Here is a 12,974-nt window from a genome sequence, read left to right on the forward strand (position 1 = left end):
AGCAGAAATAAGAAAGAGCACCTAAGGAAGAGCCATGCAAGCCAGCCCCGTAATGGAAGTTGACCGCACCCATGTGCTGGGCAAGGCCACGCAACGTGCCGCCGAAGCCCTGGGCCTTAACGGCCGCGAGTTGGCACTGACCGTCGGATTCAGTGAGCCGACGGTGTCACGCATCGTGAAAGGCGAGCGTGGCATTGATCCTGCATCCAAGGAAGGCCAACTCAGCCTCATGCTGGTGCGCGTGTTTCGCTCACTCGACGCGCTGGTGGGCGGCGATGCCGCAAAGCGCCAGACCTGGATGAAGTCGCACAACTCAGCCCTGAACGGTGTTCCGGCGACACTCATCGTCACGGCTGAGGGCCTGGGCCGCACACTGGCCTACCTCGACGGCATGCGCGCTCCGATCTGATGACCACGGCTCCAATCGAAATTCCGTTCGCTTGGGAACCAGCATGGTTTCAGACTTGCGCGCCGGCCGAAATGACAGCCTGGCGAGGCGTGGAAAGCCAAGCACAAGTCGCCACATGGCGGCTCGTCGATTCGAGCGCCGAACACGACGCATTGGAAGGAATGCTGGAGGCTTCGAAGCCACCGCTGCCTGAAGGCTGCCAGGGACTTCACTATTTGCTGTTCACACCGTTTCGATACACCTCGCCCTACCAGTCACGGTTTCGGCGCCCGAACGAGGCTGGCATCTGGTATGGCGCCGAATCGGTGGAGACCGTGTGCGCCGAGCTCGCATATTGGCGCCATCGCTTCATTCTCGATTCAGCAGGCTTGGCCAAGGATGCCGATGGACTGCTGACGCTGCACACGCTTTTTCAGACTCGTGTCCAAGGTCAGTCAATGAACCTGACTGAGGCCCCTTGGGATGCTGGGCGCGCCCTGTGGACACACGGCGCCGACTACAGCAGCACACAGGCAGTCGCCGCCGAGGCTCGCGTTCATGGCGTCGAGTGGATTCGTTACGAGTCGGTGCGTTGCCCCGGGACGCACTGCGCAGCGGTTCTTAGCCCGCGGGCACTGCGCTCAGTTCCGCCCTTCGGCATGCAGGAATGGGTCTGTAGTACAACCCGCGCTCGGGTGATCGTCACCCACAAGGACAGCGGCACGACCTTCAGCTGGGATTTCTAGCGTCAGATGCAATGCTGCGACGGGGTACTCCTGCAGTTAAACACTACCGTCACTGAAATCGGTACCTCGTGCAGTTTGGCTGGGCTTGTGGGTCAGCACTTATCGTCTGTTCCGTGTCAGTTGGCAGCTTCGTGCCCGAAGCCGAAGTCTGTCGAATTTCAGCAATAGGCTGATTGCGGATGTTCACCATCGGCTGCTTCGAGACACTTCGTTGACCGGCACGGCGATGACGATATCCAGCGCCTTGAGCTCGTGCTCGCACACACGATGCGTCCTTTCTTCGGCTCGTAACTGCAGACCAAGGCCGCCGCCGACATCCCACCGCACTAGAGCGAGCGCTCGAAGAGGGCCGCCTGGCGCGCAGTGCGTCGTGCCAGGCGACCGGCAGGTGCCATTTGACCGGAATGGCACGGGCCACGACTCGCTGCGGGAACCTACGCGCCCCGAGAGTGGCGAAAACATGGCGCTTGAGATTTTTGGCGCCACAGAGTCATCGCTCTGGTGCACGAGCACATGGGCAGTGCAAAGGCGGTTCAACCGGGTAAGCGCATGCAACTGTACCCGGCACCGCGGCAGCGTTGTAGACAGTCACTATCGACTAGGCACGCACACTGGCAGTCCAACTTCTGGGGTCAGTGCAAGTCGTTGATGGATACGAGCATCCTAGGCACCGCTCAGCGGATCAACATGCCTTGCCAGGGCGCTTGCACTGCGCTTGCAAACTGACGAGTTAACCCTTCAGCATCTGTTCCAGCACGTGTAGCTGCTGGTTCAGCTCTGTATTCTTTTGGCGCTCGCCGGCGATCTTGCGCACTGCGTGCAGAACAGTCGTACGGTCGCGACCACCGAAAAGTTCGCCAATCTCGGGCAGGCTTTTCTGCGTAAACTCCTTGGCTAAGTACATCGCAATCTGGCGCGGAACGCCGATCTCGGCCGTGCGCCGTTTGGAATACATCGTGGCGACGCTGACTTTGTAGAAGTCGGCCACCGTCTTCTGAATGTTCTCCACACCGATCTGGCGGCTCTGGACGTTCAGCAGATCTTTCAGCGCCTCGCGTGCCAGCGCAATGCTGACTTCCTTGTGCGAAAACTTGGCGTAGGCCAGCACTTTGCGCAGCGCGCCTTCGAGCTCGCGCACGTTGGAGCGCACGTTCTTGGCGACGAAGAAGGCGACGTCCTCCGGCATCAGCGTGCCCTCGGCCTCGGCCTTATTGATCAGGAGGGCGACGCGCATCTCCAACTCTGGCGGCTCGATGGCCACCGTCAGGCCGCCGTCGAAGCGGCTGCTCAGGCGCTCGTCAATATCCACCAGACCCTTGGGGTAGGTGTCCGACGTCAGGATGATGTGGGCTTTTTTTGCGAGCAGGGCCTCGAAGGCGTTGAAAAACTCTTCCTGGGTGCGTTCCTTGCCGGCGAAGAACTGCACGTCGTCGATCAGCAGCAGGTCCAGTGAGTAGTACTTGGCCTTGAGTTCGTGAAAGGACTGGCGTTGGTAGTTCTTGACCACGTCGGAGATGAACTGCTCGGCGTGCAGGTAGAGCACACGGGCGTCGGGGCGGTCCTTGAGCAACGCATTGCCTACGGCATGGATGAGGTGGGTCTTGCCCAGGCCCACGCCGCCGTAGATGAAAAGCGGGTTGTACAGGGCGCCCGGTGCGCCGGCCACGTGCAGGGCGGCGGTACGGGCCATCTGGTTGGAGCGGCCGGGCACTAGAGTCTCAAAAGTCAAGGATGGGTTGAGGTGGTGGGGAGAGCGGCGCGATGCAGAGGCTGAGCCTGCGACAGGAGCTGTACGCGCGGCCGGGTGTAGGGCACGGGGACTACTTGGTGCGCTTGAAAGACTGTTTGGCGTCCCCTGCGCGCTTGAGGGCAACAGCGCCTGCCGTGTGTTCTTGTCAGAACTTCTGATTGCCCAATTCTGCCCAGGGAGACTACCCAGCATCCAACGAAGTCTGTCGGTGTCGAGACCGGCGGGAAGCTTTACGTCGTTTTGTAGGAGGAGGCTGCGAGTAGCAAGAGCCCAAGCGGTTTGGACCGCCTCGCCGCCGTCACCGATCAAGCGTTCGCTTCGCGAAGCGAGCCTAAGCATGAAGTCCGCAACGTCTTGCGTGAGGTCTTCTGGGCCATGAAACAGCCACAGAGCAGCGCACTCCATTAAGCGTTCGCCCTCAGCGCATGCGTTGCGCAGCACGGTGGCCATCTCGCTCTTGCGAGTCATCAGAGGGAGCACCAACTGGGCATACTCTGTGCGAACCAACGGCGACATTGCCAAGAGCGCCTCCCAGTGTGTGCGAACTACTGTGTCGCGCAGTGCGTCTGGTAGGCGCGCGAAGTCCTGACCAATATCGTCTCGACTTTCAGGGCGCAGAGCGCAAGCATTGGTCGAAGCGATGACTGCTGAGTCATGCCAGACTTCGTTTTCAGTGGCAATGTCCACTTCTATCCCAGCACCTTGCAACTTGCGTCTGAGCTGGCGGAAAAGAGTGGACGGCACATACGCATTGCCGAAAAGAGCGGCGCGAAGGATTACGGCGCCGTCCGTCAAATCGCGCGGCGCTTCGTCGGATGGGAGCGCAATGCCGGATCTTGCGATGCGCAGGCGTGGACCATCATCAAGAACAATCACTGAATAGGCAGCAGTGGTCGCCGGATCCAGTCGTCTGGCCGCTATCGGTGCGAGGAGGAATGCCTTTCCTCCACTCCGGCGCTGCTTCTCGCCGCAGGCGGTCCATCGGCGATGTGATGCACTTCCCGGCCGATATTGCCCTCCGTCGCTCAGCACGACTAGTGGCACTTGCCCCAGGCGTAGATGGGCCTCTTGACCGTGTTGATTCACTAGGCGGGTCGGGTCACCATCCGACCGGTAAAGCTTTACGCGATGCCCAAGCGTACGTTGGATCTGCTTGGCGAGTGGCGCAAGGTCCTGTCTGAACGGATTGACGGCAACCCCGGTGTCAACGACCAGCTGCAGTGTGGATGGCCAGCGCGGGCGGGCCGCAGGTGGCCATTTAATGATCGGCCGGAGGAGAGCGATTTCACGCACGATCTTCGCGAGGTCGGGCAGCCGCCCGGCGCAATCCTCCGTCAGGTTGCGACGGAGAAATGAAGCGAACCGCGGGCTCGGTACGAACGGCGCGACTCTTGGGGGAACAGCGTCGGGACTGCTTTCGAATACGTTCTCTGATGGCGGTTCGCCCATTTCAAGCCACGCGGGAATGTCGACACTTCCACGCGATTCGGCTTTGTCCCCGCCTAAACGCATCAGTCGCTGCGCAGCGGGTGACTTAATTGCAGGACTCGCGACAGGCTGAGTCAATGCAAATGTCGCGTCGCGCCAAGCGCCCAGCGATTGCAGGGCTTTGGCGTCATAGCCCAGCGCGGCAGCTGCGGCAACGTGTTCATGCGGATCCAGTTGGGCTAGGACACGCAACAGATCAGCCTCGGAGATGACGGCAAACGACATCCGAGTAGGTCCTCAAGCCCGACTGGGGACAGACTTTCGGAAGGCGAATTCGTCGAGCCGTTCAATTGACTGGATCTGAGCCTTGGCATCGTCCGGCCACAGTGCCGAGAGCGCGTTGATCAGATCCAGAAATTCGGCTGTGCCAGGCATGTATTCCGCCGCCTTGCGGGCACCCTCCCGAGCGTCCCAAAGTCGCTCTGCTGCCTGCTGCATAACGAAGCAACGTCCAGCCCGCTTGGTCAGAAGAAACCTCTCGTGGCGCTGCCCAATGTCGACCAGGTAGTTACATAGCGCAGATTTACCCTCTGGAAGTTCGAGCGTTAGGACTAAGCATCGCCTTAGAAAGGCGCTGGGTAGCTCCCGCTCTTCGTTGGTCGTAATGACGACGAGCGGACGGTTCTGATCGCCGCACCGGACAAGCTGACCGCCATACGGCACACGGAATCCTTTGTTCGCCAGAATCTCCAATAGGGCGTTTGGAAGGTCGGGGTCCGCCTTGTCGATTTCATCAATCAAGAGCACGGCTCGATTGTTTTCAGGATCCCAGTTGTGGGGCCGTTCGCATGGCGGCGGGTGCTCGCCTGATTTCGACGCAGCACTTACCCAGTCGTAGGCCCACCAAAGCGCCTGTGGCTCGACATACGAAGCCTCCTCCGCGAGCAGGGCATCGCGGCGCGTTGCCTGAGCATCCGACAAGCGTCTGACGGCGTCGAAGCGCCACATAAGGTCATGCGCCTCCGTCCTGCCGTCGATGACGACTGATAGAAAGGGTCGTTCGGCAAATGCAGCCGCAGCGCGAGCGGTTTGACTTTTTCCGACGCCAGGTGAGCCACGGACAAGCAAAGGTCTGCCGCATGCCTCAGCCGCACGAAGGGCTGCGACAGCACGCTCGTCGAAGTGATGAATAGATGCCGGCCAGGTTCCCTGGTCGTTCAACTGCACATCTGCGTCCACTGGGTAGGCGGGGATCATGCACACTCCTCGATGGCGCGCAAACAAAGAGCCAGCGCGCTGTTTAGTTTTCCTTCGTCGACCAGCAGAATGTCTCCTGCGATACCGCTCCGCGCTACTGCCACTACCGGAAGAGTCTGCGCGAGCCTTCGCAAACCCGCGCCGCCGGTTGTATCTACACCTGTCAGCACGAATGGTCGATCGTCTCCTTCTGAAAGGTTCGTCATCGCATCAACCAATTCTTTATGAAGTGACGCGTGCAGCGGTTGCTCACCGGACGGAAAGGCCTCTATGAAGACTTGGCACCAAAATTCTTTTTGAACTTGAGCAACTCTGTCTTTGCCAACGCCAGCATCGAGCCCTGCGTCATCAACCATTCGCTCCACGCGAAAATTGGAGCGCATCGGGCTGGGCGAAATCTTGACACCTGCGCTGGAAGCAACGGCATGAATGAATGCAGAGGCCTCGGCGGACTGGCAGGGCAGCGTGAGCTGTTTGTTAATCCATGTCCTGGCTGATTCACCGTCGATGGCTAGTCGGTACACACGCGCAAGGATGTCTCTGCATCCATCTTTAAATCTACGCATGGATCGGCCGTCGAAGGTCAGCCCTTCGCTGGAGGCTAACTCGATGGCTGCGCGCATCCGGTTCACTACGCGTGTGACGTCGTGGGTGGTCAGGCCTTGGAGGGGGTCAGTCCCCCACGTGCGGGAAAGAGCAAGCATTTCCTCTCGCAGAAGGATGACTCGTATGGCATCACGCGTCTCTGCGTATGGAGCTCCTGTGACGTCTGACGAGAAAGCGCTCAACGTTGGAGCATGGCTTAGCAACCATGGCAAGAGCCGATGCATAGAGACCGCGCGGCAAAGGGGTTCACCCTTCATTCGCGCAAACAACAGGCCAACCACCTGATTCTTCCAGGTGATGACGCCGCCACTGTGGCCGCGGGCGTTGTCTGGCGTGAGAACGTACTCAGCACGTCCGGCGTCGTAGCTGCCTATCTGATAGTCCGCACGATGAACTCCATGGTGCAGAGGGTCGATTGCATGCATCGTTACCACTTGATTATTCAGTGAAATATGTTCGTTCATCAGCCAGGGCGGCGGACCATTTATCGGACATTCAGCATCGAGCTGGAGAATTGCTGCATCGTGGTCCTGATGGCAGTTGATGACGGTGGCGGCAACAAGACCATGATGGTCATCGACAAGGCCGACGTATGCTTTTTCCCTGTCACGAACTAGATGCTTTGCAGTCAGAACGTGTCGGCCATCGAGCTGACATCCCGATCCGAGAAATGCATGAGTCAAGTCAGGCCCGCTCCAGATCGAGAGAATCTTGGCTGCCCCCACGTCTCAGCCGCCTTTTTTCCACTTCGCAGTGACTTTGAAGGCTGCATTTGCCTCACCTTTGGTCAGGCATGGGATCCCTGCTTCGCCTTTGAATCCAATGTTCAGTTCAACGCTCCACTCATTTGGCTGGGCATCCTCAAGCGACTGCTTGGCTGACTTGACGACGGCATGAAGCATGCGACGCAACTCGTCACCGACGTCGGCGACTCTGTCAGTGACTCCCGTTTCCTCAAGGGCGCGATCTGTCAGCGTGCCTTGCGTGCCGTGCAGACTTACCGGCGTTTCGAGGCCGTCAATTTCAAGGTGAACAGTGACCCCGTCGAGCAACACTGATGTGATTGGCATGGCTTCGTCCTTTCAATTGGTTAGGCCTGCTTGAGGGCTAGAGGCAGATTTAAGAGTTAGAGCGGCTATCAACGCCCTACGCACCCGCAGCACGGGGAGTAGGGGCGGACCTACTACGCAGCAGGCGAACACGGACGGTCCGAGGGCAAGCCGGCTATACAGCCTGCAAAAGCAGCCGTACAGGCATGGGGCTTTGGCGCCAACAACTGCTCCTGAACTTGCATACCTCCCTCCCTCGTCTTTGGTCGCCAGCGTCGCGTTGGCACGCGCTGGGTATGCGCGAGATGCTATCCCGTGAGGGCATCTGAGACAAACGTCTGGACCCCGAGCGCTCGAAGAATACATGAGGCCGGAAAGCTGGCTCTAGCAGCACGGAGACGGCCCATCATCTCGACGGCGATCCAGGAGTTGCGATCAAGCTTTCGGCGTGAGTGGCTGGGGCCCTCCCGCGCCCTTGGACCGCGGGCCAGATACCTTCCCGCTACGCGTGAACGGGCCCACTTGGCGAACAGTCCGGTCCGGATCGACTGCGCTGCGCGCGTGTCCGGCCAGATCGCCACCCCATGCGCCCTCCAAGCCCAAGGCCGGGCCACCAAAATCCGCGATGTGCTCGTCTCGGCTTGGCCGTCGCGCCGGCCACGGGGCCGCCTCAGCTCGTGGACATGCGGGGCCTTCGCTGCATCTGCTGCGCCAGCTAGGCCGTCACATCGAACGTGGCGGCTGCGGCGCTGTGGGGTAGGGCAGCCCTGTGCGCCAGTCGTCCACCATGCTCCCCCCAACACCCCCCATGCCTGGGTGAGGGGGCGAGGGAAGACTCGTGGGGGTCTTCAAGCGGTGGGCCGGGTAACCGGCTCACTGCTTCGGCTGCGAGTCAAAACTTCCATCCCCCACCCGTTCCCGCTGAAAGGGACAGTGCCCACCCCGGCCCGCCCGTGGGCGGGAGCGAGGAAGTCCGAGCGATAGGATCTGCAGTCAGGGAACCCGTCATTACAGGCGACAACCTACGGGTCGTGCCTGAACTCCAGCGTTAAACGGCGGCTATGGGGCGTCGAGTTCGAGTAAAGAAGATGCCGCAGACGCTGCATAGATGCCGGCCGACGGCCAACGATGCCTTCAGGCTGATCTGAGACGGTCGACGCCCGAGTCCTGAGCGGCGCCAACGACGAACACCGGTGATCCAGCGCCGGCTGCCCTTACCGACAGCGTCACCGCCGATTCCTGTCGCCTGATCAAGGCCGGCCTAGCAAGCCGGCCCGAACGCCCCCGGATTGCTGCAGGCTCAAAGCGGCCCTGAGCTGTAGGTCAGTCATGCCGCGACCGTCTGACCTAAACCAACTGCCTGCCGCGGAAATCGGGGCGGTTCAGTCCGAGGTCGCGATGCGGTACCGTCACCGATACCGTCGAGCGGAGGGTGAACGGAGACGGCAATACCGTCAGTCATAGACGGGGCCAGAATCAAACTGTCAGAGCTAGCCAGCAGTGATTGAGACAGGCTCGTTGGCGTCCGGGGCGTCGCGGTCGTCGGTCAGTCCAGTGGTGCGCTCGGACGGTATTGGTGACGGTATCGGTACGGGCGAGCTATCGCGGACCTGCTCACTTCCCAGGAGGGGCGAGTTGGATTGACAATCGAGTGGGAATGATCTTTCTGGCCTGAACTCGATGCTCGGGCCATGAGTAAAAAAGGCGGCCCGCAAGGCCGCCTTTCTTGTTTCAGCTCAGCAAGGCTGAAGGCTCAGAAGAAGCCCAAGGCGTTCGGCGAGTAGCTGACCAGCAGGTTCTTGGTCTGCTGGTAATGGTCCAACATGGCCTTGTGGGTTTCGCGGCCGATGCCGGATTCCTTGTAGCCGCCGAAGGCCGCGTGCGCCGGGTAGGCGTGGTAACAATTGGTCCAGACCCGGCCGGCTTGGATGGCGCGGCCCATGCGGTAGGCGCGGCTGCCGTCGCGCGTCCAGACGCCAGCGCCCAGGCCGTAAGGCGTGTCATTGGCGATCTGCAAGGCCTCGGCCTCGTCCTTGAAAGTGGCCACGGCCAGCACCGGGCCGAAGATCTCTTCCCGGAACACGCGCATATTGTTCGTGCCCTTGAACAGCGTCGGCTCGATGTAATAGCCACCGGCCAGCTCGCCGCCCAGCTGCTTGCGGCCGCCGCCGATCAGCAGCTGAGCGCCTTCCTGTTTGCCCACTTCCAGATAGGACATGATCTTGTCCATCTGCAGCGAGGAGGCCTGCGCACCCATCATGGTGTCGGTGTCCAGCGGGCTGCCTTGCTTGATGGCGGCCACGCGTTTGAGCGCGCGTTCGATGAAGCGGTCGTAGATCGACTCCTGGATCAATGCCCGGCTCGGGCAGGTGCAGACCTCGCCCTGGTTGAAGGCGAACAGGACCAGGCCTTCGATCGCTTTGTCGAGGAAGGCATCGTCCTGCGCCATCACATCGTCGAAGAAGACATTCGGGCTTTTGCCGCCCAGCTCCAGCGTCGCCGGAATCAGATTGGTCGCCGCAGCCTGGGCGATCACACGGCCGGTGGCGGTGGAGCCGGTGAAAGCGATCTTGGCGATGCGCTTGCTGGTGGCCAGGGCCATGCCGGCTTCGCGGCCATAGCCGTTGACGATGTTGAGCACGCCGGGCGGCAGCAGGTCGGCGATCAGCTCGGCCAGCACCAGGATGCTGATGGGCGTTGATTCCGCCGGCTTGAGCACCACGCAGTTGCCCGCGCCCAGGGCAGGTGCCAGCTTCCAGGCCGCCATCAGGATGGGGAAGTTCCAGGGGATGATCTGGCCGACCACGCCCAGGGGCTCGTGGAAGTGATAGGCGACTGTGTGGTCGTCGATCTGGCTCAGCGCGCCTTCCTGTGCGCGCAGGCATCCGGCGAAGTAACGGAAATGGTCAGCGGCGAGCGGAATGTCGGCATTCAGGGTTTCGCGGATGGGCTTGCCGTTGTCCACGGTCTCGGCATAGGCGAGCAGTTCCAGATTGGCATCGATGCGGTCGGCGATTTTGAGCAGGATGTTGGCGCGGGCGGCAGCATTGGTCGCGCCCCACTGGGCGCTGGCCGCATGGGCTGCATCGAGGGCCAGCTCGATGTCCTCGGCGGTGGAGCGAGCTGCGCGGGTGTAGACCTGGCCGCTGATGGGGGTGATGACATCAAAATACTCCCCCTTGACCGGTGGCACGAATCGGCCGCCGATGAAGTTGTCGTACTGTGTTTTGTAGGCGAGTGTGGCGCCGGGGGTGTTGGGGCTGGCGTAAAGCATGTCGGTCTCCATTTGTTGTGCGGTCAGGCCTGGTCTCCAGGCCTGTCTTCTAAAGGCATGGCTTGCGTCGGATCCATCCGCGGATGGATGTCGCCGCAAGCACACCTGTGAGATGACTTGCAGGGAGCGTGCCAGGCGCCTGGCTTGTACAGGAAGCCCCGGCTTTTCTGCACGAGCCGGGGAGCGAGTTTGGAATCCGGCCCTCCTGGTGCTGACGCCTGTGACGGCGTACTGTCACGAAACAGCACAGTCTTGGGCGTCGTTTGGCACAACTTCCGTGGAATTCGACGGGAAGTCGCCAAAAGGAGTGCAAATGCTTGGCAGCGGACGGAGGCCTGTTAAGGTCGCGCTGCGACGGTGGGTGCAGGCCGCAAAGGCGTGCTCCGTTTGAGCCTCAGCGTCCGATTCAGAGCCCATGCAAGGGCCGACCACGGAGACAAGTGAGATGACTGCGAATGCTTTGATGAGCCTGCGGGCGGCGCCCAGCCGCTTGCGCCAGGCGCGCCGACAGTTGCTGGAAACCGGTGAGCTGGGCGACGGCCTGCTGGACCCGCGCCTGCAGGCCAGCTGGCTGCGCAGCCGGGCTTTCGGCCTGACTCCCGAGGGCCGTGCGCAAGGAGTGCCGCACGCCTCGGCCGCCCAGCTGGCACGCTCGCTGGAGCAACGGCGGGCCTTGCTGGCCCAGGCCCGGCCGGTGATGGAGTTCGTGGCAGAACAGGTCAAGGCCAGTGACAGCTTGGTCATTTTGGCCGACCCGCAGGGCATGCTTTTGCATGCGCTGGGTGATGATGGTTTCGCCGACAAAGCCGCCCGGGTGGCCCTGCGGCCTGGCGCCGTTTGGCTGGAACAGTGGCGGGGCAGCAATGCCATCGGCACGGCCTTGGCGGATGGGCGTCCCGTGGTCATCAATGGCGCCGAGCATTTTCTGGAGCGCAATGGTTTCTTGACCTGCGCGGCCGCACCGATTGCCGACTCCAGCGGTGCCTTGCTGGGCGTGCTGGACATCTCCGGCGACCGTCGCGGCTACCACCCTCACACCCTGGGCCTGGCGCGATCGGCGGCGCGCATGATCGAGCATCAGCTGTTCCAGGCTCGCCATGGCAGCGGTTTGGTCTTGCGTCTGCATGCCCGCCCCGAAGGCCTGGACACGGTCACCGAGGGGCTGCTGGCGCTGGCTGACGACGGCATGATCTTGGGCGCCAACGGGCTGGGCCTGGAATGGCTGGGTCTGAACAGTGCTGCGCTGGGGCGTTGCACGGTCGAGGCGGCGCTGGGTTTGTCCATGCAAACGCTGCTGGGCGATGGCCTGCTGACCCAGCCGCGGCAGTTGCAGCGTGCCGATGGCAGCCTGCTCTATGGCCGACTCGATGGCGCGCGGCCGCGTGCGCGCTCGGTCGTCTCTGCGCCGGCGGTCTCGGCGCTGCCCGCACTGCCTGCACGCTCCGCTCTATCCGACGCGGTGGTGCCGGCACCCGATGCGCTGAGCGCCCTGGATACGGGCGATGCCGCCGTGCAAGGCTTGCTCTCGCGGGCCCGGCGCGTCTTGGGCAAGCCGATTGCGCTGCTCTTGCAGGGTGAGTCCGGTGTCGGCAAGGAGTTGCTGGCGCGCGCCTGCCACCAGAGTGGGCCGCGTCGCAGCGGCCCATTTGTGGCCATCAATTGCGCGGCTCTGCCCGAGTCACTGATCGAGGCGGAGTTGTTCGGCTACCGCCCGGGCGCCTTCACCGGCGCGCTCAAGGAGGGTGCGCCGGGCCTGCTGCGGCAGGCCCACGGGGGCACGCTTTTCCTTGACGAGATCGGCGACATGCCTCTGGCCTTGCAGGCCCGGCTCTTGCGCGTGTTGCAGGAGCGTCAGGTGTCGCCCTTGGGCGGCGGGCCAGCGGTGGCGGTGGACTTCGCCCTGATTTGCGCCAGTCACCGGCGCCTGCGAGATGAGGTCGAGGCGCAGCGTTTTCGTGAAGACCTGTATTACCGGATCAATGGCCTCAGCCTCTTGATCCCGCCCCTGCGCCAGCGCAGCGACTTTGCAATGCTGGTGGAGCGCCTGCTCAAGGACGCCGAGCCCACACGCAAGCTCAGCGTGGCGCCTGAGCTCTTGGCGGCGCTGGGCGCTCACCCTTGGCCCGGCAATCTGCGCCAGCTGGCCAATGTGCTGCGCACCTGCTGTGCCTTGATGGACGGCGCAGAGGCGCAGATCGATTGGAGCCATCTGCCTGACGATATCGCCGAGGACTTGAACGCCTCAGCGCAGGCGACTCGCGCGGCCGCGCTGCCGCCCTTGACGCCGGCGGTGGACAGCGCGCTCGATCTTCGCCTGCAGTCCAGTCGTTGTGTGCAGCAGGCCTTGGCGCTGGCCCAGGGCAACCGCAGCGAAGCCGCGCGACGCCTCGGTGTCAGTCGCAACACCTTGTACCGGAAGATGCGAGAGGCCGGCCTGGAGCCAGGGCAGGGCGGTGGCTTCGAGTAGGCTGGCGGT

General features: G+C 62.2%; 7 protein-coding genes and 1 pseudogene. 3 read left to right on the plus strand and 5 right to left on the minus strand.

The features are described from left to right. The first annotated feature begins 34 nt into the window (after positions 1-34). Entirely contained in the window at positions 35-409 is a 375-nt protein-coding gene (locus ACQY39_RS11995; protein ID WP_428506490.1) for an antitoxin Xre/MbcA/ParS toxin-binding domain-containing protein, read from the plus strand. Further along, complete coding sequence (locus tag ACQY39_RS12000; protein WP_428506492.1) at positions 409-1,134, plus strand: RES family NAD+ phosphorylase; 726 nt, start codon at positions 409-411, stop codon at positions 1,132-1,134. Before ACQY39_RS11995 ends, ACQY39_RS12000 begins: the two co-directional genes overlap by 1 nt. Positions 1,135-1,864: 730 nt before the next feature. Here the strand turns inward: ACQY39_RS12000 and dnaA are convergent. From dnaA to exaC, 5 genes and pseudogenes are all read right to left on the minus strand, one after another. Continuing rightward, positions 1,865-2,926: pseudogene (gene dnaA, locus ACQY39_RS12005) on the minus strand (chromosomal replication initiator protein DnaA); the annotation flags it as partial. Positions 2,927-4,609: 1,683 nt separating this feature from the next. Continuing rightward, positions 4,610-5,569: an AAA family ATPase gene (locus ACQY39_RS12010; RefSeq protein ID WP_428506494.1), complete on the minus strand. Its 960-nt coding sequence runs from the start codon at positions 5,567-5,569 to the stop codon at positions 4,610-4,612. Beyond that, positions 5,566-6,900, minus strand: a complete 1,335-nt coding sequence (locus ACQY39_RS12015; protein ID WP_428506496.1) for a hypothetical protein — start codon at positions 6,898-6,900, stop codon at positions 5,566-5,568. The genes ACQY39_RS12010 and ACQY39_RS12015 overlap by 4 nt, the downstream gene beginning before the upstream one ends. Before the next feature lie 3 nt (positions 6,901-6,903). Beyond that, positions 6,904-7,245 carry a CU044_2847 family protein gene (locus ACQY39_RS12020; RefSeq protein ID WP_428506498.1) on the minus strand — a complete coding sequence of 114 codons (342 nt, stop codon included), beginning with the start codon at positions 7,243-7,245 and terminating at the stop codon, positions 6,904-6,906. 1,732 nt (positions 7,246-8,977) lie between these two features. After that, the gene (gene exaC, locus ACQY39_RS12025; protein WP_428506500.1) at positions 8,978-10,498 is read right to left on the minus strand and encodes an acetaldehyde dehydrogenase ExaC; all 1,521 of its coding nucleotides are present in this window, start codon (positions 10,496-10,498) and stop codon (positions 8,978-8,980) included. Positions 10,499-10,943: 445 nt separating this feature from the next. Here exaC and ACQY39_RS12030 point away from each other — a divergent pair, with 445 nt between their 5' ends. Continuing rightward, positions 10,944-12,965 carry a sigma-54-dependent Fis family transcriptional regulator gene (locus ACQY39_RS12030; RefSeq protein ID WP_428506502.1) on the plus strand — a complete coding sequence of 674 codons (2,022 nt, stop codon included), beginning with the start codon at positions 10,944-10,946 and terminating at the stop codon, positions 12,963-12,965. The last annotated feature ends 9 nt before the right edge of the window (positions 12,966-12,974 follow it).

Source organism: Roseateles sp. (assembly GCF_965262435.1).
Lineage (GTDB): Bacteria > Pseudomonadota > Gammaproteobacteria > Burkholderiales > Burkholderiaceae_C > Paucibacter_A.